Origin of the sequence: Burkholderia theae (assembly GCF_048565265.1) — a bacterium.
Lineage (GTDB): Bacteria > Pseudomonadota > Gammaproteobacteria > Burkholderiales > Burkholderiaceae > Burkholderia > Burkholderia theae.
The window spans coordinates 1509569-1532023 of sequence record NZ_CP183462.1; the positions used below are offsets into that span (position 1 = coordinate 1509569).

A 22455-nucleotide genomic window follows, 5' to 3' on the forward strand; every position below is an offset into this window, starting at 1 on the left:
GATCCGCCGCGACGTGGCCGGGGTGGCCAGGGCAGCCGTGCGCGCGAAGCCGGCAAGCGCCGGCGCGGCTCAACGAACGGGAGGCGATTCCCGTAACAACACCGGCCGGCGACACGCCGATCCGGCGTCCGTCACGCCGTCACCCCGCTCGCCTGATGCGACACGAGCCGCGCGTACGCGCCCTGCCGCGCCAGCAGCTCCGCATGACGCCCGGCCTCGATGACGCTGCCCTGCTCGATCACGAGGATCAGGTCGGCATTACGCACGGTCGACAGCCGGTGCGCGATGATGATCGACGTGCGTTGCGTCATCAGGTCTTCCAGCGCCGCGCGGATCTGCTGCTCGCTGATCGTGTCGAGGTGGGACGTCGCCTCGTCGAGGATCAGCACCGGCGCATCCTTCAGGAACGCACGCGCGATCGCAACGCGCTGGCGCTGGCCGCCCGACAGCTGCACGCCGCGCTCGCCGACGCGCGTCGCGAGCCCGTCCGGCAGCCGCGCGACGAATTCGCCGAGCGCCGCCTGGTCGATCGCACGCTGCACGTCCGCGTCGGATGCATCGTTCGCGGCGAGCCGGATGTTCGCTTCGAGCGTGTCGTTGAACAGGTAGGTATCCTGCGCGACCAGCGCGATGTGCTGCCGCAGGTCGTCGAGCCGCAGGTCGCGCAGGTCGACGCCGCCGAGCGTCACGCGGCCCTGCTGCGGATCCCAGAAGCGCAGCAACAGGCTCGCGACCGTCGACTTGCCGGCGCCCGATGCGCCAACCAGCGCGACCGTGCTGCCGGGCGGCACCTCGAAGCTCACGCGGTCGATCGCGGGCACGCTGCGGCCCGGATACGTAAAACGCGCGTTCTCGAAACGCACCGCCGGATTGCCGGGCATCGCCTGCGCGCCGTCCGTCACGGTCACGGGTTCCTTCTCCAGCGCGCGCAAGCGGCGCGTCGACGCGATCGTGTCGGCCAGCTGGCGCGCGACCTGGCCGATCTCCGCAACCGGCATGAACGCGGCGACGGCAACCAGCACCAGCAGCGGCAACGACTCGCGCGGAAACCAGCCGCGCGCGCACAGCAGCGCGCCGAGTGCCGCCACCGCCAGCCCGCCGAGCCCGCTCGCGATTTCCAGCGCGGCGCTTTGCGCCGACAGGTCGTCGAGCAGCTTCGCGCGCTGCTTGCGGTACGCATCGGCCTCCGCGACGAACGCTTCGCGCCGGCGCGCGATCGCCTGGAACGCGGTCAGTTCCGCGAGCCCCTGGATCGTTTCGGTCAGGTGCGCGCCCAGCTGGCCGAGCGCTTCGCGCGCGCCGGTGCCGAGCCGGTCGACGTCGCGCCGGGCCAGCACGGGCGCCAGCCCGGCCCACAGCAGGAACGGCAGCAGCACGAGCGCGAGCGGCCACGCGACCGCCGCCAGCAGCACCAGCACGGCAGCCGGCACGAGCACCGCGACGAACGCGGGTGCCAGCGTGTGCGCGTAGAAATACTCGACCGTCTCCACGTCCTGCGTCGCGAGCGACACGAGATCGCCCGAGCGGCGGCGCAGCAGCCCGGCCGGCGCGAGACGTTCGAGCGTCGCGAACAGCGCGATGCGCATTTCCGCGAGCAGCCGGTACGCCATGTCGTGCGCGAGCCACGATTCGAGCCAGTGCAGCACGGCCGCCACCGGTGCGATGACGAGCAGCGCCGCGACGAGCGTGGGGCTCGCGTGACCGGTCGACACCGCGCCGACCACCATCGCGCCGATCACGCCGACGCCGATGAACGCTAGCACGCGGCCGATCCCGAACAGCACGGTCAGCGCGACCTTGCCCTTCCACGGACGCACGAAGCGCAGCAGCGTCTGCAAGGTTTCCGGCCAGCCGATCGTCGCCGCGTCGTCGTTCAGCAGCCGCACCTGCGGGCCCGACGACGCGCGCGCGGTGGCGCCGGCCGTCGCCGCCGCGCCGACGGATTCGGCGACCGCTTCCAGTTGCGGCCCCATCAGCCGCCGATACGGGCCGTCGCGCGCGATCAGCGCCGCGTGCGTGCCCTCGTCGACCACCTGCCCCTGGTCGAGCACCAGGATGCGATCGGCGCCGATCACACTGGACAGCCGGTGCGCGAGCACGAGCGTCGTCCGCCCGCGCGTGAGCCGGTCGAGCGCCTGCTGGATCAGCGCTTCGTTCTCCGCGTCGACCGACGACAGCGCCTCGTCGAGCAGCAGGATCGGCGCATCGCGCAGCAGCGCGCGGGCAATTGCGATGCGCTGGCGCTGGCCGCCCGACAGCATCAGCCCGCGTTCGCCGATGCGCGTCGCGTAACCATCGGGCAGCGCCGAGATGAAATCGTGCGCGTTGGCGGCGCGCGCGGCCGCGATCATGTCCGCGTCGCTCGCGTCGGGGCGGCCGAGCCGCAGGTTGTCGGCAACGCTGCCGTCGAACAGCGTCGCATCCTGCGCGACGACCGCGATCATCTCGCGCACCTGGCCGGCGTCGAGCGCGCGCACGTCGTGACCGCCGATGCGGATCGCGCCGCCCTGCGCATCGTGCTGGCGCAGCAGCAGGCGCACGATGGTCGACTTGCCCGCGCCGCTCGGGCCGACGATCGCCACCGTCTCGCCTTCGCGAACCGAGAAGCTCAGCGCCGCGTGCGCGTCCGCGCGGCGCCCCGGATACGCGAAGCTGACGCTGTCGAATGCGATCTCCGGCCGCAGGCTCGTCACGCGCGGCGCGTCGGCGGCCGGCGCGTGGCTGCCCGCGTCGAGCAGCGCGTGGATCGCATTCGCGGCCGACTGGCCGATCATCCCCTGGTGCAACACCGAGCGCAGGTCGCGCAACGGCCGGAAGATTTCGCTGCCGGCCATCAGCACGATCAGCAGCGCCTCGAGGCTCATGTCGCCGTGCCGCACGCGCCACGCGCCGACCGCGATCGCCGCGGCCGCGCCGAGGCCGGTGCCGAGATCGGTGAAGAGCCGCGTCAGCAGCCCCAGCGCGAGCACCCAGAACGTGCTGTCGGACAGCGCGCGCGCCTTCGCCGCCAGCTTCGCGCCGAATGCGGTGCTCTGCCCGAACGCCTTCAGCGTCGGCAGGCCCTGCACCGCATCGAGAAACTCCTCGCCGAATGCCTTGAATGCGGCCGAGCGCGCGAGCGCCGCGCGCCGGTCGGCGCGATGCACGAGCTGCGGCAGCGCGAGCGTGACGAGTGCCGCGACCAGCAGGATCGCGGCCGTCGGCACGTCCCACCATGCGAGCACCGCAAAGATCATGACCGGCGCGCACGCGGCGATCACGAGCTGCGGCAGGTAGACGCCGAAGAAGGTCTGCAACTGCTCGACGCCGTCGACGACGGCCAGCATCACGCCGCCCGTGCGCTCGCCGCTGAACCATGCGGGGCCGAGCGCGGCGATCCGGTCGAACAGCCGCGCGCGCAGCGTGGTCTGCACACGGCCCGCCGTGTGTTGCGCGAGCACCGTGCGGCGATGGTCGAGCCACGCGCGCAACAGCACGCAGGCCGCCGTTGCAACGACGGCTTCGGCGATGCTGCGTGTCGGCGCGCCGGAAAAGACCAGCGCCAGCACGCGGCCGAGAAACACGAAACGGAGGATGCCGACACCCATCGCGAGCAGCCCGAGCGCGACGGCCGCGGCCACCCGCCAGCGTAGTCCCGCCATCATTGCCCATAGTCGTCGGTCGAAATACATGAAGCCCTCCAGTCGGTGTTTTAGTACGGTTTTTCTTGACCGGATCGAGGCTACCCGCGCCGCCCGTGCGCGGCAAAAGATGATTTTTCAACGGGTGTTGAGTCAACTACAATACCCCGCATGTCGCACCTCCCTCCCCTTAGCGCACTGCGAGCGTTCGAGGCGGCTGTCCGCCTCGGCGGGTTTGCGCGCGCGGCGGCCGAGCTGAACGTATCGACGAGCGCGGTCAGCCACCAGATCCGCGCGCTCGAGGAATCGCTCGGCGCGCGGCTGCTCGAACGCAGCACGGGGCTCGGCGGTATCAGTCTGACGCCGGCCGGCGCACGCCTGCTGCCGGCCGTCAGCGACGCACTGACGCGCCTGACCGACGCCTGCGGCGAGATTCGCGGCACCGCGCAACGTTTGACGGTGTCCGCCAACGCGCCGTTTTCGTCGATGTGGCTCGCGCGTCGCCTCGCGGAATTCTCGTCGCTTCATCCCGACACGCCGCTGCATGCCGTCGTGCTCGACGACGAACCGGATTTCGCGCGCAGCGGCGTCGATCTGGCGATCGTGCACGTGCCCGCGCACCGGCTGCGGGCCGACGACGACGTGCTGATGCGGGAGACGGTGTTTCCGGTATGCAGCCCCGAGCTGTATCCGTACGCGTCGGGGCACGTGTGCGTGTCGCGGCTGCTGCAGGAGATGCACGAGGACAGCCCCGAGATCGACTGGCGCAACTGGGCCTCGGAATTCGGACTGCCGGACGACTTCGAGACGAAGATCGTCCGCTACAGCAGCTTCAGCCAGGTGATCGGCGCGGCGGTCGGCGGTGCGGGCATCGCGCTCGGCCGCGTGCCGCTCATCGAACCCGAACTGCGCAGCGGCCGTCTGGTGCCGCTGATTCAGGGCCTCGAACGCGATGCGTCATGGCGTTTCGTGCTGCGCCGCCATCCTTCGACGCGGCACCGGCTGCTCGATCCGTTGATCGCGTTCCTGCGCCGCGAGGCGGATGCGCCGCCGTTCACCGCGAAGATCGTTGCGCCCGCATCCAACGACAGTCACGCGCGGGGCGCGGGCGGTGCTTAAGAGCGCAGCTTAGGGCCGGCACGCAAAGCCGGCCTCGCCTGCTCACCCCCCGTCAAGGCGTGGCGAAGAACAGCGCAACGACGCACGCCATCCCGGCGAACCACACGAGCGAACGCAGCGACGCCCAGTTCAACAAGTACATCAACGTATAGACGACGCGGATCGCGACGAAACCCATCGCGAGCTGGTCGACGTGGTGCGCGTTCGCGCCGTTGTGCCACGCGACGACCAGCGCCGCCGTGAACAGCGCGAGCGCTTCCCACGCGTTCTGGTGCGCGGCCTGCGCCCGTGCGCGCCAGCCTTCGAGTTTCGCCAGGTAGTCGCGCGGCGTACGGTTGTCGTAACCCTTGCGGGCCTTCGCCAGGAAGGTCAGCGGGAACGGCAACAGCGCCACGATGAACAGGCACAGCTGGGACGTCGTCATCAAAGTCTCCTCCTTTATGATTACATTGTTCAATGACAAGATCGTCGAAAGCTTAGCATTGCGCCGCGCCGTTCGCGCACCGATTTTCTAGACGGGAGACTCGGCCGCGCGTGCCGCCGACCGCCTTGGTCGGCCTGATCCGCCACCTAAATTTCCACCAAATCGTCGACAAATACGTTAATTAAAACTGGTCGAACACCAATAAGATAGCGCTCAACACTGGCTTGGCGCGCTACCGCGCCAGCCTGCCGCCCCTATCGCGCCGCCGCGCGCCGAACGACATCCGACCCGAGCCATCACCATGCCCCGTCCCATCGTCGCCCACATCCGCCCCGACGCCGTCCGTCACAACCTCGACTTCATCCGCCGCACCGCCGCGCAATCGCGCGTGTGGGCCGTGATCAAGGCCAACGCCTATGGCCATGGCATCGAGCGGATCTACCCGGGCCTCGCGGCCGCCGACGGCATCGCGCTGCTCGATCTCGACGAAGCCGTGCGCGTGCGCGAACTCGGCTGGGACAAGTCCGTGCTGCTGCTCGAAGGGATCTTCGAACCGGCCGACATCGAGCTGGCCGATCATCACCGGCTGACGGTGGCCGTGCACTGCGACGAGCAGCTCGACCTGCTGATCGCCGCGAAGCCGCGGCAGCCGATCGACATCCAGCTCAAGATGAACTCCGGGATGAACCGGCTCGGCTACCGGCCCGCCGCGTTCCGCGCCGCGTGGGAGCGCGCGGCGAGCGCGCCGTCGATCGGCAAGATCACGCTGATGATGCATTTCGCGAACGCCGACGAAGGCGAGGTCGACTGGCAGCTCGAGCAGTTCGATGCAACCACGGCGGGGATTCCGGGCGAGCGCTCGGTGTCGAATTCGGCGGCCGTGCTGTGGCATCCGCGCGCGCACCGCGACTGGGTGCGGCCCGGCACGATCCTGTACGGCGCATCGCCGACGGGCGCGTCGCGGCATATCGCCGATACGCCGCTGATGGCCTCGATGACGCTGACGAGCAAGATCATCGGCGTGCAGACGCTGTCGCCGGAAGAAACCGTCGGCTACGGCCGCCGCTTCACGGCCGATCGGCCGATGCGGATCGGCGTCGTCGCATGCGGCTACGCGGACGGTTATCCGCGCCACGCGCCGACCGGTACGCCGATCGCGGTGGACGGCGTGATGACGCGCGTCGTCGGCCGCGTGTCGATGGACATGCTGACCGTCGACCTGACGCCGTGCCCGAACGCGGGCATCGGGTCGGCCGTCGAGCTGTGGGGCGACCAGGTGAGAGTGGACGACGTCGCGGAAGCCAGCGGCACGATCGGCTACGAGTTGATGTGCGCGCTCGCGCGCCGCGTGCCGGTCGTGATCGTGCCGCCCGGCGCGTCGACCGCGCAGCCGGCGCTGCGGACCGGGAGCTACGGACGTTGAGGTGAATGCGGTGATGCGCTGCCGCATCGCTGCGCTTACCTCGCTACTTGCGGGCCGCTTCGGGCGGCCCGTTTGCGTTGCGGCGGACGAGGAATTCGAACTGAAGAAAACGCGTCGGTAATGGCCCGCCCGCTCCGCTCGGCCCGCCCGTTCAGCGACGTACTACGAGCGCCAGATCGGCTTGCGCTTCTCGAGGAACGCGTCGATCCCTTCGCCGGCATCCTCTTCCATCATGTTGCGCGCCATCACGTCGCCCGCATACGCATAGGCTTCGTCGAGCGGCATCTCGCGCTGGCGGTAGAACATCTGCTTGCCGACCCGCACCGCGGCCGGGCTCTTCGCGACGATCTCCGCGACCTTGCGCGCGACGGCCGCGTCGAGCGCGTCCTCGGGCACGGCCTCGTTGACGAGCCCCCACGCGGCGGCCGTCGCCGCATCGACGAAACGCCCGGTCACGAGCATGTCGAACGCGCGCTTCGCCGTGACGTTGCGGCTCAATGCGACGGCCGGCGTCGAACAGAACAGCCCGACGTTGATGCCCGATACCGCGAAGCGCGCGGTGTCGGCCGCGATGGCGAGGTCGCACGCGGCGACGAGCTGGCAGCCGGCCGCCGTTGCGATGCCCTGCACGCGCGCGATCACCGGCACCGGCAATGCGCGCATCGCGAGCATCACGCGGCTGCATTGCGCGAACAGCGTGCGGTAGTAATCGAGGTCCGGCTTGCCGCGCATCTGCCGCAGGTCGTGGCCCGCGCAGAACGCCTTGCCTTGCGCGGCCAGCACGACGCAGCGCACGTGCGGATCGGCCGCCAGCGTATCGAACGCATCGTGCAGGCTCGCGAGCATCGCCTCGGACAACGCGTTGAACTGCTGCGGCCGGTTCAGCCGCAGCGTGACGACGCCGTCGTGCGACTCGCGCAACAGGATCGGCTCGGCAGTCTCTTGATCGGGTTCCATGATGTTCCGCTCGACGGGTTTCGATCGGGCGCACACGGGCGGCACGCGCCCGCGTTCGCGACTGACATGATCACGAATCGTCCTCCACATTGCGCGCGACGTCCAGCCGGGACGGCCAGCATGCCTGCGCACCGCCGCACGGCGGCGCCTCGGCTTGCGCGCGTTACGGGTGCCGCTGCGCAAGCTTCCCCATGCTCGCGCCTGCGATCAGCGCGACCAGCACCGCCGCTGCATACGTGGCAAAGCCGAGCACCGCGACCGCCCGCAGCGCCGCCATCAGATTCGGCAACAGCATCGTCGCGGCGCCGGCGATTGCGACGCCGAGCAGGCTCCCTGCCTGCCTTGCCGCATTGAGAAATCCCGATGCGACACCCGCCGCATCCGCCGGCACCTGTTCGAGCACGGTCGCGATCATCGGCGCCACGGACAACGCGGTCCCGGTGCCGAATGCCGCCATCGCCGCCCACGCCGCGGGCCACGGCGCGTGCATCGTCAGCGCGGCCGCGAGCGCCGGAACCGCGCACGTCGCGAGGAAAAGGCCGCCGGCCATCAGCTGCGTCGCGCTTGCCCGCCCGAGCAGCTTGCCCGACAACAGGTTGCCGAGCGACAGGCTCAATGCAAGCGGCAACAGCATCAGCCCCGTCTGCCGCGCATTCAGCCCGAGGTTGCCGTGCAGGTACAGGCTCAGGATGAACAGCAACCCGAAATAGCCGACATAGACGAGGGTGCCCATCACGTTCATCGCAATGAACACGCGATTACGAAACCACACGAGCGGCACCATCGGATCGGCGGTGCGCCGCTCGACGACGATCAGCACGGCGGCGGCGAGCGCGGCAACCAGAAGTGCGGCGAGGACTTCAGCCGCGCCCGGACCACGCGTCGGCAGCTCGATTGCGGCAAAGCACAGCGCGCCGAGCGCCGTTGCGCTGGCGAACTGGCCGGCCCAGTCGAAGCGCCGCGCGTCACGCCTGGCCGACGCGCGAACCAGCGCCGCCGCCCCGGCCAGCGCCAGCGCGCCAGTCGGCACGTTGACGAGGAACGCGCTGCGCCAGCCGAAATCCTCCACCAGCACGCCGCCCAGCACCGGCCCCACCGACGCGGCGACGGATGCGATACCCGCCCAGACGGCGATCGCCCGCGCCCGCTCGGCCGGCACATCGAAGGTGTTGCGCACGATCGCCAGCGACGCGGGCAGAAAGAGCGCCGCGCCCACGCCCTGCACGAATCGCGCGGCGACGAGCACGGTCACGGACGACGCGAACCCGCATCCCGCCGACGCGCCGATGAAGAGCGCGAGGCCGGCGAGATAGGCGTGCTTCGCACCGAACCGGTCGGACAGGACGCCGCCCGCGAGGATCAACGCGGCGAAACTGAGCGTGTACGCATCGACGATCCACGCGAGCCCGGCGACCGTCGCGCCGAGGCTTGCGCGCATCGCCGGCAGCGCAACGTTGACGATCGTCGTATCGAGCACAGCCATGAACATGCCGATCGCGACGAGCGCAAGCGTGAGGCGGCGTTCGCGGGCCGTCGAGCGGCACGCTGGCGTCACGGATAGGGGAACGGGAACGGAAACGGGCGTGCAATCGGGCATGAAACCTCCGGGCAGATTTCAGGAGTCTAGAAACGGCGCACGATGCAGAAAAGTGATAATTTCGCTTTTGCCCGATGCAGATGTGCATCACCACGCCCGCCACCACCCTGACCGATGACGCTGCCGACCCGCATGAACTGGGACAACGCCCGCTTCTTCCTGGCCCTTGCGCGCACCGGCACGCTGCGCGGCGCCGCGGCACAACTGAACGTCGATCAGGCGACGGTGGGGCGTCGGATCGCCGCGCTCGAGGACGAACTCTCGGCCCGCCTGTTTCTCCGAACGCCGGCCCTCTATGTGCTGACGACCGCCGGCGAAGCGCTGCTCGAACCCGCCGAAACGATGGAACGCGCGTCGCTGACCATCGAGCGACGCGTCATGGGGCTCGACGAGCAGCTTGCCGGGTCCGTGCGCATCGCGACGACCGACACGCTCGGCAAGCGTTTCGTCATTCCCGCGATCGCCCGCTTGCGGCGCAGGCATGCCGGTATCGACGTCGTGTGCGTGACGTCGGCGGAAATCGCCAATCTCACGCGCCGCGAAGCGGATCTCGCGATTCGCACGTTGAGGCCGGAATCGCCGGACCTGATCGTCCGGCGGCTCGGGCATCTCGAAACGGGCATCTACGCGTCGCGCCGCTATCTGGCCGAGCGTGGCGAACCTGCCGCGGGCAGTGCGTTCGAAGGACACGATCTGGTGATGTATCAGCAGCCGGTGGTGCCGACGATGTGGGATGCGCTGTGCGGCGAATCGACGTCGCGCGGCCGCGTGATGTTCCAGACATCGTCGACGATGATGCTGGTCGAGGCCGCGCTTGCGGGCCTCGGCCTTGCGGAGCTGCCGTGCTTCCGCGCCGAAGCCGAGCCGGAACTGGTGCGCCTCATGCCGCGACGATGCAATCATTTCGACGTGTGGCTCGTCGCGCATGCCGATCTCTACAAGACCGCACGCGTGCAGGCCGTGATCGAAGCCGTCGTCGACGAATTCGCGACCGCCGCGCCCTCGGGCCGGTAACGAACGGGCTACCGATTCAGCGCGCGACCGGGTTCCGCCCGCGGCGCCATGCGCGCACGCCCGACCACAGCTGCCCGATACCGCCGAGGAAAAACACGGCGCCCATCCCGCCGAGGGTCAGCACCGTGCCCCAGATCGCGCCGAACGTATTCATTCGCGCGCTCGTCCTGGGCTCATCCGGCGCGTAGCGCACCTCGACCGTCGCGCCGTCCTGCACGCTGACGTCGCCGCCTTGCGGGTATTCGACCTGTTCGCCCGCGAGCGTCGTGAATGCGATCTCCGGATGATGCGGCCCCGCGTTCAGCTTGATGACGTGACCCGGCACGACGACCGATGTCCGCAGGAACTCGCGCGTCGACTGCGCGTACATGACGTCGCCGATCAGCATGCACGTGCCCACCACGGTGAACACGACGCCCTTCGCGATCAGCAGCTCCGTGTGCTGCGCGGCGGTGCGGGCGAGCGGTGCCCGATCGATTTTCACTGGCATCTGTCCCGTTCCTGATGGTGGTGGATGCCGGGCGTTGTGCGCATGACGCGCACGCACGCCGCCTTCGGCATCCGGCAGGATACGAGCATCGCGGAGCACTGTAAATTGCGCCGCCTCCCCCGCTACCCGCCGCTACCCGCCGCTACTCGCCGCTCGCGACGCGCGCGATCGTCTGCCGCAGCCACACATGCGCGGCGTCGCCGTGCCGGCGCGCATGCCAGTGCTGCGCGAACTCGAACGAATCGATCGGGAACGGCGGTTCGAACACGCGCAGGCGCGCGTCGTCGCGCACACGATCGAGGTTGCGGCGTGCGACGGTCAGCACGAGATCGGTGCCGGCGATCAGATCGTTCGCGACGCCCCAGAACGGCAGGATCACCGCGATGTGCCGCTCGTGCCGCAACCGCGCGAGCGCGCGATCGACCTCGTTGTCCATGCCGTCGCGCATCGCGACCAGCGCATGCGGCCGCGCGAGCCACGCGTCGAGCGCGAGTTCGCCGCGGCGCGGCAAGCGGCTCGCGTCGGCCACGCATGCGAACGATTCGACGAACAGCGGCTGCGCATGCAGTTCGCGCCGCAGCGCGGGCAGCACGCCGAGCGCGAGATCGACCTCGCCGTCCATCAGCTGCATCCGCATCGCCTCGCGCGTGGCCTGCGACACGATCAGCTCGATGCCCGGCGCATCGGCGCGCAGCGTCTTCACGAGCGCCGGCAGCACGATACGCGCGCCGTAATCGGACATCGCGATGCGAAAGACGCGCGTGGTCGCGGACGGATCGAACGCGGCCGGCTCGATCAGCGCGCCGAGCCGCCCGAGCACGTCGTTCAGCGGTTCAATCAGTTCGTTCGCGCGCGCAGTCAGGTCGAGCCGGCCCGCGCGCCGCACCAGCAGCGGATCGCCGAAGATCTCGCGCAGCCGCGCGAGCGCATGGCTCACGGCCGGCTGGCTCTTGTGCAGCCGGACCGCGGCGCGCGAGATGTGACGTTCGCTCAGCAACGCATGCAGCGTGACGAGCAGGTTCAGGTCGATACGAGCCAGATTATTCATGACGCGAATATGAAGCATCCGAAAGACGAATTTCCATTCGCCATCTTAATGGATGACAATCATTTCGACACCCTTTCATGACCGACCCAGATGACGACTTCGCTTTCCCTCACCACCCTTTCGCTCGCCGCCGCGGCGTTCGTCGCCGGCGCGCTGGTGCCGCTGCAAGGCGGCAGCAATGCCGCGCTCGGGCGCGCGCTCGGCCACCCGCTGTGGGCGAGCGTCGCGTCGCTGACGGTCAGCCTGCTGGTGGTGCTGCCGGTGCTGCTGGCAATGCGCGCGAACGCCCCGCTCGTCGGCGACGCGCTGCAGCGCCCGCTGTGGATATGGCTCGGCGGCCTCGCGGGCGTGATCTACATCACGCTCGCGCTGATCCTGACGCCGCGGCTCGGCACGACGACCTTCATCGTCTGCGTCGTCGCCGGGCAGATGCTCGCGTCGCTGCTGATCGACCATCACGGGCTGATGGGCCTGCCGCAGCGGCTCGCGACGCCCGGCCGCATCGCGGGCGTTGCGCTGATCTTCGCGGGAATGATCGTCGTGCAATGGCAGACGCCCGCGCCGGTTGCATCAGGCGACGCGGCGGCCGCGCAACCCGAGCCGCTGCGTTGAATGCGCAGCCGGCGTCCGGCCCGCCCCCGCGAAGCGCGCGTCAGCCCGCGAGCTTCTTCAGCGCGTCGAGCACCGCGTCGCCCTTGAACGGCTTCACGATCCAGCCCTTCACGCCGGCGGCCTTGCCGCGCTCCTTCATCGCCGGGCTGCTTTCGGTCGTCAGCATCACGACGTTGACCGCCGTGTTCGCGAGTTCGCCGCGGATCTTCTCGACCATCGTCAGGCCGTCCATGTTCGGCATGTTCACGTCGCTGATCACGAGGCGCACGCCGGGCGTCGCCTTCAGCTTCGCGAGCCCGTCCTTGCCGTCGACCGCCGTCGCGACGTCGAGCCCGTGATTGCGCAGGAAGCCCGCGACCTCGTCGCGCACCGTGCCCGAATCGTCGACCACCAGAATCTTTGCCATGCCGTATTCCCCTTTCCTTGTTGCTGACTTCAAAACAGTTCGAGTTCGCCCGATTCGACCATCGGCCCCACGTCCTGCACCGATTCGCGGAAATCCTCCGGCGACCAGCTGAGGCTGAACACGAAACGCTGGTCGAGACAGACGGAGCGCCCCGATGCCGGGTCGGTCATCCGGTACTTGAAACAGAGCTGCGGACAGTCGCCGCCGAACGAAATGAACTTCTGCTTGTGATTGACGACGAGCGGCACCTGCACCGGATGGCGCGCGAGTGCCTCGGCGTCGCCGAGATAGCGGTTCTTGAACGCGCCCCACACGAGGTTGGTCAGCTCGCCGAGCACGCTGTTCACGTCGCGGAAATCCGGCGCGCGGCCGTCGTCGCGCGTGCCGCCGAGCATGTCGAGCAGCGGCTGCTCGCTCGTCTGCAGCAGCATGTAGCCGCGGCACCACGCGCTTTCGAGCGCGATCAGGCTGAACACTTCGCCGAAGATGATCTGGTCGCGCACGATGCACGGCGTGTCGTGCTCGATCGCCATGCCCGGAAACAGGCTGTCGATGCGCGCCTCGGTGATCTCCGAGATGCCGCGCACGAGCGCGTTCGGGTAGTCGCGGCCGAACAGGTATTCGTCGATCGCACGCTTGAGCGGCGTCATGTCGTCCGCGGCGTAGGCCGCGCACGCGACCCGCGCGAGCGCTTCGGGCAGCCCGTCGCGCGACGCGAGCGATTCGCGGCGCAGGATGATCGGCAGCTCGGGCCGCAGCGCGTCGATCTGCGTCGCGATGATCGCGCTCTCGGCCGGCGAGCCGCCGTAATCCTCGGCCAGCAGGATCGCGCCGAGATCGATGTTCGAGCGCAGCACCTTCAGCAGCCGGTTGCGCCGCACGGTCAGGCAGACCAGGTTGTGCTCGTCGCAGAAGCGCTTGATCGCATCGGCGTGCGCGCGGCTGTCGTCGAGCACGAGCACCTTGCTGACGGGTTGATCGACGGTCATGTCAAGGGTTCCTAATGGTCGGTCAGAAGAGTTCGAGCTCGCCGCCGGTATCCACGGTGGCCGTGTCCGGCATGTGGAAATCGACCGGCGCGTTCGCGCACACGCACAGCGTCGCGCCGACCCGCACGTCGCCGTCGAGCGTCAGGTCGTATGCGGCCACGTGATCGGGCGCGAGCGCGGGCAGGTAGTCGATGCTCGCGCCGCTCAGCAGGTAAGGCGTCGACATCCCGAGATCGGGAAACGGCACGGTCAGCGCCTGGTTGATCGCGCCGCAGCACAGGTTCGCGACTTCCATGAACGCTTCCGACAGCGGCCGCTGGCCGCTCGTGCCCGCCGTCGCGCCGGCGAAGTGGCGGCGCGTCGCATCGTCGTCGCTGAAGCGCAACGCAAGCAGCAAGCGGAAATGCAGCGCGGATATCGTCAGCACCGCGACGTGCTCCGGCACCTTCGGCTTCGATCGCGACGCGGCCCGCGCAGGCTCGTGCTCATGCGCGTCGGCCGCGGACGGCCGGATGTCGCACGTGCCGCCGGACGCGAGCCGCGTACGCGCCGCGTCGAAAAAAATCCGCTCCAAGCCGGCTTGGGCCTGCGCGCTGATCACGCCGCCTCTCCTTCGATTCGCGTGTGCAGCTGCCCGGCCAGCGTCTCGACAGTCGCGAGCGCGGCCGTGATCATCTTGCCGCCGGCCTGGATGTCCTGGAACGTCGCGGCCGTCACGAGATCGTTGCGGTTCAGGCTGTCGCGATAGCTGTTCGACAGTTGCTGCGAGCGCGCGGCCAGCCCGCGCACCTCGCTCGCGACGATCGAGAAGCCGCGCCCGGCCGTGCCGGCACGCGCGGCCTCGATCGACGCGTTCAGCGACACGATCGACACGTGCGCGACGATCGCCGACAGCTCCTGGTTCTTCGCGCGCATGTCCTGGTTCTGCGTGGTCAGCGAGATCATCTGCTCGTGCCAGCGCTCGAACGTGCCGGCGAGCCCGCGCAGGCGCGCGGCTTCGTCGGCGATCTTCATCGCCTGCTGCGCAAGCGCGGCGCGATCGGCCGACAGCGCCAGCAGCGCGTCGCGCTGCGCGCCGGTCGCGGACGCCTCGCGCGCCAGCGCATCCTCGAGTTCGGCCTCGCGCTGCGTCCATGCATCGGCCGCTTCCGCATGCGCGGACGCCGCCTGTTCGGCGCGCGCGTCGGCTGCCGCGAGCGCGCCGCGCAACGCATCCGCGTCGTGTTCCATCGCCGCGACGAGCCGCCCGCGCATCACGCGAAACACGACCGCCGCCACCACCGCGACGACAACGCCGCCCGCCAGCGCGGCGGCAACCTGAATCATCCACGCCTGCACGATCACTTCGTCACTCCGCCGCGCCGATATCCGCGATGCGTGCGCGCTCGTGCACGGCGTCGTGACCGGCGCCGTCCGCCGCGAAGCGGGCCGGCAGCGACACGATCGTCTCGAACGCGCGATACGGTGCGCCGACATGATCGTCGGTGAAGCGCAGCGCGATATCGCCGCCGTCGCGCTTCAGGAAGTTGCGCACCGCGTCCATGCCGACGCCGCGCCCCGACACTTCGGTCACCGCGTGCGCGGTCGAGAAGCCGGGTCGGAAGATCAGCTCGGCCACATCTTCGTCGGACAGCGCCGCGTCGTTGTCCGCATCGATCCAGCCGCGCTCGCGCGCGATGCCGCGAATCCGGTCGAGCGCGAGGCCGCGGCCGTCGTCGCTGAGCACGAACCACAGCTCGTCGCTGCCCACGCCGACCGCGATGTCGATCGTGCCGGACGCCGCCTTGCCGGCCGCACGCCGCTCGTCGGACGATTCGATGCCGTGATCGATCGAATTGCGCAGCAGGTGCATGAACACATTCTTGAGCGTCGCGCCGATCTCGCTGCGCACGCGATGGCCGTGGCTGTCGATATGCACGACGGGTGCCGGCTTGCCGAGTTCGGCCGCGAGCGACGGCAACGACTCGATCACGCCGCCGAGCGCGTCGCCGATGCCCTGCGTGCCGAGTTGGCTCAGCATGCGGCGTACGGAATCACGCGCCGCGTGCCAGTCGGCCGCATTCGCCGGATCGGCGCCGTCGAGCACGCGCAGGCTCTCGCTGATATGCGCGCGTTCGACCATCAGGTAATCGGCCCCGCCCTGCGCCGGTTCGCCGCTGCGGCCGAGCGTGACCGCGTTGATCGTCGCGTAATGTTCGACCGCCTCGCGCACGCGGGCCAGGTCGTCCATCAGCGCGTCGCGGTTCCACTCGGGGCCGCCGTCCGCGCGGCGCAGCGATTCGTACGCCTGCTCCGCTTCATGAACGATGTTGGTCAGGTGCTGGAGGCTGTACGTGCGCGCGTTGCCCTTGATCGTGTGCATGTTGCGGAACAGCGCCGCGACGATCGAGTGATCGACGCGCTCGTGCTGGCGGATCATCCGCTCGTTCTCGCTGAGGAAGCCCTTCGCGCTGTGCACGAAGTCGTGGAACTTGTCCTGGCTGATCGACAGAATCTCGCCGATCATCTCGAGGCGGCGCTGCTGTTCGCCGGCCTGCGCGGTCAGCTCGCGAATCTCCGTCACGTCGCGCACGCACAGCATCAGGCGCACGACCGTGTCGGTCTCGTCGGTGATCGCCGACCAGCTCAGGTCGAGCCACTTCTCGCGGCCATCCGGCATCCGCTTCGCGACTTCGTTGACGAGCAGGTGCGCGTTGAACTCGAAGTTCATGCTGTCTTCGCCCAGGCATGCGTGCACGGCCGCATCGACCTGCGAACGCGCGTCGGAGCCGATCCCCGAATCGTCGAACACGAGCGCCATCAGGTCGCGGCCGGCGATGTCGCTGGTCTCGAAGATGGTTTCGAGGTACGCGGAATACTCCGCATGCACGACGCCGCCTTCGACGACGGTCAGGATCCCCTGCTGCATGTTCTGCAGCATCGCCTGGATGTCGGCCGTCTTCTGCTTGAGCTGCGCGGCGTTCTCCTGGATCTTCTCGATCATCCCGTTGAACGCGACGATCGAATGGCCGATTTCGTCCATCCGGCCCACCGGCACGCGGCGCGTGAAATCCTGGCTCGTCGCGATCTCGCTCATCATCGTCTGCATCCGGATCAGCGGGCGCGTGATCTGGCGATACAGCACGAAGCCGAGCGCGGTCAGCAGCACGATCACCGTGCCGGCGACACCCGCGATCGCGGTTGCCGTCGTCGCGAGCATCCCGTTCAGCGCGCTGATCGCGTCGTCCTTCTGGCGGTTCTTCTCGACGCGCAGCGTGTCGACGATGCTTTCGAGTTCGTCGCGATACTGCGCGACGTTCGCGAACAGGTAGGCCTGCGCCATTTCGGGCTTGCCGTCCGTCTTCATCTTCACGGTGTCGTCGATCGCCGCGAAATAGTTCGCGACGCTGTCCTTCGCCTGCGTGACGAGGCCTTCCTGCGCGCGGCCGACCGCCGACTTCGCCTGCACGTCGAGCGCGGCGCGCAGCGCGGCCTGCTTTGCCTTCAGCTCGTCGCGCGCCTGCGCGGCGGTGTTCGCGTCGGGCGCGTAGACGAGCGTCATCGTCGCGATCTGGATGTTCTTCACATCGGCGACGAGATCCGCCGACGCGAGCGCGCTCGGCACGATTCCCTGGGTGACCTGACGCACCTCGGACGCGCTCTTGCGTGTCTGGTACACGGCATAGATGCCGATCGCGGACAGCGCGAAGAAGGTCAGGACGACTAGCAGCGTAATGCGATGACGGATGGTCATGAGTACAGCTCCCCGCAGCGATCCGGCTTCGATCGCCCTTTGGTCTATTGAAAGAATGTGAGCGCCGAATTATCGGGGATGGTGTATGACTGTCCGATGACCGTAATTCAATCGGTCATTGAGAAAATTGAAATGATTAATTGCGACGGAAAAACCCTAAAGTTTTTCGCGGATCGGCCGTTAACTACCGGGCACCCGCGCCAGAACGGCTGCGGCGTGTGACGAATCGGCGGCATAGCGGATATTCATTGTTTTATTCGGATTCCGCCGATTCAATTTTATTGATGATCGGTAAAACGTTTGCGCATTATCGCGCGAGTCGATTCGTTTCCGTCCCTTGATTCGAAAAATATCGCATGCGGTGCGCGGGCCCGCGCCGGCCCGCGTCGTCGTTCACGGATCGAGCGCGCCGCCCGACCAGCCGGCCGAAGGCCGCGACCCCGTCAGCTTCAGCGCGACGTCGCCCTGCGCGACCAGCCGCTCGCGGTTGCGCGTGACGATGCGCCCGGCCTGCGGCGCGACCAGCACATGCTCGCTGCCGGGCACGCCCGGATGCGCAACGATCCGCGCGACGCGCTCGCCGGTCTCGACCGTCGCGCCGAGTTCGCGTTCGTAGACGAGCACGCCCGACACGGGCGCGATCAGCGTCTCCATATGTGCGATCGGTACGGCTTCGCCATCCCAGTCGGGCGCGCCGGGCGATTCCGCGATCACGCCGCGACCGCGCAGGAACGCGAGCACGCCGTCGGCGTCGCGCTCGGCGAGCGCATCCGACACGTCGGACTGCCCGCGCAGCTCGACGGTCGCGACGAGCCGGTCGCTTAAACCACCGCTGCGCGCCCAGTGCGCGACGACGGCGCCTTCGAACGCACCGTCGTCGTCCTCGTCCCACAGGATCGCGACATCGGCGCCGAGCGCGGCGGCGAGATCGCGGCCGGCCGGCCACAGGTCACGATGCAGGTACACGTACGGCAGCGCCTCGGAATCGGTATGGAGGTCGAGCACGATATCGGCGTCGCACGCGGCGGCAAGCAGCGTGCGCTGCCACGCGGCGAACGTCGTCGCGGGCCGGCGCGCAGCCGCCGATTCGTGGAAATGCCGGTTGAAATTGCGATGCGTCGTTTCGTGGAAGCGGCCGAGCAGCCGCCCCTGCCGGAACTGCGCGAGCCCGAGCGGGTTGGCCTGCGGCACGACCGTCACCGTGCCGCGCAGCACGCCGCGATCGTGCGCCGCGCACAGTTGCGGCAGCAGCCGGTGCAGCACGAGCATGCCCGCGATCTCGTCCGCATGCACGCCCGCCTGCAGGTGCACACGCGGCCCGTCGCCGGCCGACAGCCGCCACGCGCGGATCGCGAGCGGCTGCCCGTGGTCGCCCGGCACCTGCCAGTTCAGCGTTTCGATCATCGTCTTTTCTCCTTCAGGACCGATGCATCATGCATGACGATTCACGACGACGCATGCGAACCAGCGCCAAGGCTTGCGACGAACGCGGCGATGCGCTCGCACGCATCGGTCAGCCGCGCATCGTCGACGACGAAACCGAAGCGCACGAAACCCGACGCGGTGTCGCCGAACGCGCTCGCGTCGAGCAGCGCGACCTGCTTCGCGCGGAACAGCCCCCACGTGAACGCATGCGCATCCAGCCCGGTGCCGCGCACGTCGACCATCATGAACATCCCCGCTTCCGGCAGCAGGCAGCGCAGCCCCGGCACGTCGCGCAGGCGCGCGTACGCGAGATCGCGGCGGCGCCGGTAGAGTTCGCGCATGTCCGCGACGATCGCGGCCCGGTTGTCGAGCGCGGTGACGGCCGCCTGCTGGATGAAGCCCGGCAGCCCGTACAGCATGCACAGCGCGAGCCGCTCCGCATGCTCGATCAGCTCGGTCGGGCCGATCGCCCAGCCGACCCGCCAGCCCGGCATCGCATGCGATTTCGACAGGCTGCCGAGCGTCACCGTGCGCTCGGCCATCCCCGGCAGCGACGCGATGCTGACCATCTCGCGCTCGAACGTCAGCGCCGCATATACCTCGTCGGACACAACCCACAGATCGCGCTCGCAGGCGAGCCGCGCGATCCGTTCGAGGTCCGCGCGCGGCATCACGACGCCGGTCGGATTGCAGGGCGTCGCGAAGAAGATCGCTTTCGTGCGCGGCGTCACGGCCGCTTCGAGCGCGTCGAAGTCGAGATGGAAACCGCGCGATGCATCGACCGGCACCGGCACGAGCGTCGCGCCCGACGCGCGTACGCTCGCCTCGTAGGTGAGGTACATCGGCTCCGGCACGATCACCTCGTCGCCCGCCTCGCACAGGCACATCGCCATCGCGAACAGCGCGTTCTGCGCGCCGGCCGTCACGATCACGTGCTCGGCGCCGACCGCCTGCCCCGACGCCTTCGTGTGCTCGCGTGCGATCGCCGCGCGCAGTTCGGCGCGGCCGCGCACTTCGCTGTAGTGCGTGTCACCGCCGCGCAGCGCGGCGACCGCGCGCTCGACGATCACGTCGGGCGTCGCGAAATCGGGATCGCCGACGCTCAGGATGATCGCCGGCTCGCCGGCGGCAACCGCCTGCTGCGCCGCGTAGTGAATGTCCCATGCGGTCGTACGCTTGCCCTGCAGGCGATCGACCAGCTTCGAATAGTTCATGCGTCCTCCATCACGCGGCGTCCGTCCGGCTGCCGCGCCGTCAGTGGGTTCATTCAGCGCGGCATGCGCACGGGCACGCGCCGCTCGAGCCGGCCGAACGCGCGCTCGATCACGAAAGCGAGCACGACGTAGATCACCGCGATCGCCAGCAGCGGCTCGTAGGTTCGCAGCGTCTGCGCGCGGATGTAGTTCGCGGCGCCGAGCACGTCCATCACCGCGACCGTCGACGCGAGCGCCGTCGATTTCAGCAGCATCACGGTCTCGCCGGCCAGCGTCGGCAGCAGGATCTGGATCGCGCGCGGCAGCCATACGCGGCGCGCGATCATCGACGGGCGCATCCCCATCGCGCGCGCGGCCTCGATCTCGCCCTTCGGCACGCCGCGCAGGCCGGCACGCAGCACCTCGCCGACATACGCGCCGACGCTGATCACGAGCGCGAACGCGACATACCAGAAACCGTCGCGCAGGAACGGCCAGAACACGCTGTCGCGCAGCGCGGGCCAGCCCGCGAACAACGAGCCGACACCATAGTAGATCAGGTAGATCTGCACGAGCAGCGGCGTGCCGCGTATCACCTCGGTGAAACCCTTGCTGACGTGCGCGATGATCGGGTTCGGCGACAGCCGCGCGAACGCGACGGCGATCGCGAGCCCGAAGCCGAATACGGCCGAGATGACGAGCAGCTTGACGGTGGTCAGCACGCCGAGCAGCAGCAACGATCCGTAGGAAGACAGTACGCTCAGATCCATGACGTTGATCCGGTTCGATGGGAAAGCATGCGGGAAAGCGCGGCGCGGTTCACGATGCCGGCATCCAGCGGCCGAAGCGGCGCTCGATTTCGCGGAACAGCACACCCGACAGCGACGTGATCGCGAAATACACGGCGGCCACCATCAGGTAGTAATGCATGTATTCGCGCGTCGAGCCGGCCGCCTGCTTCGCGGTGTAGAGCAGCTCGCTGTAGCCGACCACGCTGATCAGCGCGCTGTCCTTCACGAGGATCAGCCACAGGTTCGCGAAGCCCGCCAGCGCGTACGGCGCCATCGCCGGCAGCGTCACGCGCCGGAACACGAGCCCCGGCGGCGCGCCGAACGCGCGGCCGGCCTCGATCTGCCCGTACGGGATCGCGAGGATCGCGCCGCGGATGATCTCCGCCGCGTACGCGCCCTGCACGATGCCGAGCACGATCACCGCCGCCGCGAACCCGTTGACCGCGACCGGGCCGACGCCGATCGCCGTCATCAGCAGGTTGATCGCGTCGGTGCCCGCGTAGTAGAGCAGCAGGATCAGCAGCAGTTCGGGCACCGCGCGGCACACCGTCGTATAGCCCTGCGCGATCCTTTCGAGCGCGCGCACGCCGGACAACTTCGCGGCCGCGCCCAGCAACCCGAGCACGATGCCGACGACGAACGCGCCGAGCGAAATCTCGAGCGTCACGCCCGCGCCCTGCAGCAGCGCGACGCCCCAGCCGTCCGGGTCCATGCCCAGGTAGCTCACCCATCCCCAACCGTCCATGCCGCCTCCTCGTCCGTGCGTGCGCCGGTGTATCCGTGTGCCGGTAGCGGCGCGATCAGTGCGGCCAGAGGTCGATCGGGAAATACTTCTTCGCGATCTGCGCGTACTTGCCCGATGCATGCAGCTGTTCGAGCGCCTGATCCATCTGCTGCTTCAGCGGCGCATCGGCCTTGCGCATCCCCGCGCCGACGCCGTAGCCGAAGATCGCCGGATCCATCTTCACGCTGCCGGGGCCCTTCAGCTCGAACGTCGAACCGTCCTTCGACTTCAGGAAATCGAGGATGCCGAGCTGGTCGAGATACATCGTGTCGATCCGGCCCGCGACGAGATCCGCGTTGCAGTCGTCCTGCGTGTTGTACAGGCGCACCGTCGCGCTCTTGCCGTACGCCATCTTGATGAACTCGGCATTCGCGGTGGAGCCCTGCACGCCGATCACCTTGCCCTTCAGGCCGTCGGGCGTCAGCGTGAGCTTCGCGTTCTTCGCGCCGACGAAGGTGCCCGGCGTTTCGTAGTACGGCCGCGAGAACGCGATCACCTTCTGGCGTTCCGGCGTGATCGACATCGAGTTGAAGATCACGTCGATCTTGTCGCTGAGCAGCGCCGGGATGATGCCGTCCCACGCGACTTCCTTGATCTCGCACTTCGCCTTCATCTGGTCGCACAGCGCGCGGATCAGGTCGGCCTCGAAGCCGCTCCACTGCCCGGTCGGGCTCTTCATCAGGAACGGCGGATACGGTTCGGCGGCGACGCCGAAGCGCAGCACGCCCGACGACGCATGTGCGGAACCGAGCGGCGCGAGCGCCGCGACGACGATACTGAACAGGCACAGCAGACTGCGTACGACACGTTTCATGGTCGGACTCCTTGCA

General features: G+C 68.8%; 20 protein-coding genes. 4 read left to right on the forward strand and 16 right to left on the reverse strand.

The features are described 5' to 3' along the window. Positions 1–131: 131 nt before the first annotated feature. Positions 132–3671 carry an ATP-binding cassette domain-containing protein gene (locus tag ACN22W_RS24280; RefSeq protein WP_419689702.1) on the reverse strand — a complete coding sequence of 1180 codons (3540 nt, stop codon included), beginning with the start codon at positions 3669–3671 and terminating at the stop codon, positions 132–134. A gap of 120 nt (positions 3672–3791) precedes the next feature. Here ACN22W_RS24280 and ACN22W_RS24285 point away from each other — a divergent pair, with 120 nt between their 5' ends. Beyond that, the gene (locus ACN22W_RS24285; protein WP_193100818.1) at positions 3792–4739 is read left to right on the forward strand and encodes a LysR family transcriptional regulator; all 948 of its coding nucleotides are present in this window, start codon (positions 3792–3794) and stop codon (positions 4737–4739) included. Between the two features lie 52 nt (positions 4740–4791). On the opposite strand, the gene ACN22W_RS24290 is transcribed toward ACN22W_RS24285, so the two are convergent. Then, a complete protein-coding gene (locus ACN22W_RS24290; RefSeq protein WP_048246366.1) occupies positions 4792–5163 on the reverse strand; it encodes an MAPEG family protein in 372 nt (123 codons plus the stop codon). 301 nt (positions 5164–5464) lie between these two features. On the opposite strand from ACN22W_RS24290, the gene alr reads away from it, so the two are divergent. Beyond that, positions 5465–6586: an alanine racemase gene (alr, locus tag ACN22W_RS24295; protein ID WP_419689703.1), complete on the forward strand. Its 1122-nt coding sequence runs from the start codon at positions 5465–5467 to the stop codon at positions 6584–6586. A gap of 162 nt (positions 6587–6748) precedes the next feature. On the opposite strand, the gene ACN22W_RS24300 is transcribed toward alr, so the two are convergent. Both ACN22W_RS24300 and ACN22W_RS24305 read right to left on the reverse strand, forming a co-directional pair. Further along, positions 6749–7543, reverse strand: coding sequence for an enoyl-CoA hydratase (locus ACN22W_RS24300; RefSeq protein WP_419689704.1), 795 nt, complete (start codon positions 7541–7543; stop codon positions 6749–6751). A 163-nt stretch (positions 7544–7706) separates the two neighbouring features. Further along, positions 7707–9140: an MFS transporter gene (locus ACN22W_RS24305; RefSeq protein ID WP_419689705.1), complete on the reverse strand. Its 1434-nt coding sequence runs from the start codon at positions 9138–9140 to the stop codon at positions 7707–7709. Between the two features lie 132 nt (positions 9141–9272). Here ACN22W_RS24305 and ACN22W_RS24310 point away from each other — a divergent pair, with 132 nt between their 5' ends. Further along, positions 9273–10154, forward strand: coding sequence for a LysR family transcriptional regulator (locus ACN22W_RS24310; RefSeq protein ID WP_419689821.1), 882 nt, complete (start codon positions 9273–9275; stop codon positions 10152–10154). Between the two features lie 16 nt (positions 10155–10170). Here the strand turns inward: ACN22W_RS24310 and ACN22W_RS24315 are convergent, their stop codons facing one another. Together ACN22W_RS24315 and ACN22W_RS24320 are read right to left on the reverse strand one after the other, a co-directional pair. Next, positions 10171–10644, reverse strand: a complete 474-nt coding sequence (locus ACN22W_RS24315; RefSeq protein WP_419689706.1) for a DUF3592 domain-containing protein — start codon at positions 10642–10644, stop codon at positions 10171–10173. 142 nt (positions 10645–10786) lie between these two features. After that, positions 10787–11692 carry a LysR family transcriptional regulator gene (locus tag ACN22W_RS24320; RefSeq protein ID WP_419689707.1) on the reverse strand — a complete coding sequence of 302 codons (906 nt, stop codon included), beginning with the start codon at positions 11690–11692 and terminating at the stop codon, positions 10787–10789. A 90-nt stretch (positions 11693–11782) separates the two neighbouring features. On the opposite strand from ACN22W_RS24320, the gene ACN22W_RS24325 reads away from it, so the two are divergent. Beyond that, on the forward strand, positions 11783–12304 hold the full coding sequence (locus ACN22W_RS24325) for a DMT family transporter (RefSeq protein ID WP_193100824.1): 522 nt from the start codon (positions 11783–11785) through the stop codon (positions 12302–12304). A gap of 40 nt (positions 12305–12344) precedes the next feature. Here the strand turns inward: ACN22W_RS24325 and ACN22W_RS24330 are convergent, their stop codons facing one another. The 10 genes from ACN22W_RS24330 to ACN22W_RS24375 form a co-directional block, all read right to left on the reverse strand. Continuing rightward, a complete protein-coding gene (locus tag ACN22W_RS24330; protein WP_006486240.1) occupies positions 12345–12710 on the reverse strand; it encodes a response regulator in 366 nt (121 codons plus the stop codon). 29 nt (positions 12711–12739) lie between these two features. After that, on the reverse strand, positions 12740–13699 hold the full coding sequence (locus ACN22W_RS24335; RefSeq protein ID WP_419689708.1) for a chemotaxis protein CheX: 960 nt from the start codon (positions 13697–13699) through the stop codon (positions 12740–12742). 22 nt (positions 13700–13721) lie between these two features. Further along, complete coding sequence (locus tag ACN22W_RS24340) at positions 13722–14300, reverse strand: hypothetical protein (RefSeq protein WP_419689709.1); 579 nt, start codon at positions 14298–14300, stop codon at positions 13722–13724. Continuing rightward, complete coding sequence (locus ACN22W_RS24345) at positions 14297–15037, reverse strand: methyl-accepting chemotaxis protein (protein WP_419689822.1); 741 nt, start codon at positions 15035–15037, stop codon at positions 14297–14299. The genes ACN22W_RS24340 and ACN22W_RS24345 overlap by 4 nt, the downstream gene beginning before the upstream one ends. A 10-nt stretch (positions 15038–15047) precedes the next feature. After that, the gene (locus tag ACN22W_RS24350) at positions 15048–17432 is read right to left on the reverse strand and encodes an MCP four helix bundle domain-containing protein (protein ID WP_419689710.1); all 2385 of its coding nucleotides are present in this window, start codon (positions 17430–17432) and stop codon (positions 15048–15050) included. Positions 17433–17825: 393 nt separating this feature from the next. Continuing rightward, the gene (locus tag ACN22W_RS24355; RefSeq protein ID WP_419689711.1) at positions 17826–18836 is read right to left on the reverse strand and encodes a succinylglutamate desuccinylase; all 1011 of its coding nucleotides are present in this window, start codon (positions 18834–18836) and stop codon (positions 17826–17828) included. 41 nt (positions 18837–18877) lie between these two features. After that, positions 18878–20071 (reverse strand): pyridoxal phosphate-dependent aminotransferase, encoded by a 1194-nt coding sequence (locus tag ACN22W_RS24360; RefSeq protein ID WP_419689712.1) that lies wholly within the window; start codon positions 20069–20071, stop codon positions 18878–18880. Positions 20072–20124: 53 nt separating this feature from the next. Next, complete coding sequence (locus ACN22W_RS24365; protein WP_419689713.1) at positions 20125–20820, reverse strand: ABC transporter permease; 696 nt, start codon at positions 20818–20820, stop codon at positions 20125–20127. A 49-nt stretch (positions 20821–20869) separates the two neighbouring features. Beyond that, positions 20870–21586, reverse strand: a complete 717-nt coding sequence (locus ACN22W_RS24370) for an ABC transporter permease (RefSeq protein WP_048246355.1) — start codon at positions 21584–21586, stop codon at positions 20870–20872. A 55-nt stretch (positions 21587–21641) separates the two neighbouring features. Continuing rightward, a complete protein-coding gene (locus ACN22W_RS24375) occupies positions 21642–22439 on the reverse strand; it encodes a transporter substrate-binding domain-containing protein (protein ID WP_129517081.1) in 798 nt (265 codons plus the stop codon). Positions 22440–22455: the final 16 nt, after the last annotated feature.

Bases quoted from the DNA above. Each gene is read 5' to 3' on its own strand.
- ACN22W_RS24280 (WP_419689702.1), bottom strand. From the start codon at position 3,671: ATGTATTTCGACCGACGACTATGGGCAATGATGGCGGGACTACGCTGG.
- ACN22W_RS24285 (WP_193100818.1), top strand. From the start codon at position 3,792: ATGTCGCACCTCCCTCCCCTTAGCGCACTGCGAGCGTTCGAGGCGGCT.
- ACN22W_RS24290 (WP_048246366.1), bottom strand. From the start codon at position 5,163: ATGACGACGTCCCAGCTGTGCCTGTTCATCGTGGCGCTGTTGCCGTTC.
- alr (WP_419689703.1), top strand. From the start codon at position 5,465: ATGCCCCGTCCCATCGTCGCCCACATCCGCCCCGACGCCGTCCGTCAC.
- ACN22W_RS24300 (WP_419689704.1), bottom strand. From the start codon at position 7,543: ATGGAACCCGATCAAGAGACTGCCGAGCCGATCCTGTTGCGCGAGTCG.
- ACN22W_RS24305 (WP_419689705.1), bottom strand. From the start codon at position 9,140: ATGCCCGATTGCACGCCCGTTTCCGTTCCCGTTCCCCTATCCGTGACG.
- ACN22W_RS24310 (WP_419689821.1), top strand. From the start codon at position 9,273: ATGAACTGGGACAACGCCCGCTTCTTCCTGGCCCTTGCGCGCACCGGC.
- ACN22W_RS24315 (WP_419689706.1), bottom strand. From the start codon at position 10,644: ATGCCAGTGAAAATCGATCGGGCACCGCTCGCCCGCACCGCCGCGCAG.
- ACN22W_RS24320 (WP_419689707.1), bottom strand. From the start codon at position 11,692: ATGAATAATCTGGCTCGTATCGACCTGAACCTGCTCGTCACGCTGCAT.
- ACN22W_RS24325 (WP_193100824.1), top strand. From the start codon at position 11,783: ATGACGACTTCGCTTTCCCTCACCACCCTTTCGCTCGCCGCCGCGGCG.
- ACN22W_RS24330 (WP_006486240.1), bottom strand. From the start codon at position 12,710: ATGGCAAAGATTCTGGTGGTCGACGATTCGGGCACGGTGCGCGACGAG.
- ACN22W_RS24335 (WP_419689708.1), bottom strand. From the start codon at position 13,699: ATGACCGTCGATCAACCCGTCAGCAAGGTGCTCGTGCTCGACGACAGC.
- ACN22W_RS24350 (WP_419689710.1), bottom strand. From the start codon at position 17,432: ATGACCATCCGTCATCGCATTACGCTGCTAGTCGTCCTGACCTTCTTC.
- ACN22W_RS24355 (WP_419689711.1), bottom strand. From the start codon at position 18,836: ATGATCGAAACGCTGAACTGGCAGGTGCCGGGCGACCACGGGCAGCCG.
- ACN22W_RS24360 (WP_419689712.1), bottom strand. From the start codon at position 20,071: ATGAACTATTCGAAGCTGGTCGATCGCCTGCAGGGCAAGCGTACGACC.
- ACN22W_RS24365 (WP_419689713.1), bottom strand. From the start codon at position 20,820: ATGGATCTGAGCGTACTGTCTTCCTACGGATCGTTGCTGCTGCTCGGC.
- ACN22W_RS24370 (WP_048246355.1), bottom strand. From the start codon at position 21,586: ATGGACGGTTGGGGATGGGTGAGCTACCTGGGCATGGACCCGGACGGC.
- ACN22W_RS24375 (WP_129517081.1), bottom strand. From the start codon at position 22,439: ATGAAACGTGTCGTACGCAGTCTGCTGTGCCTGTTCAGTATCGTCGTC.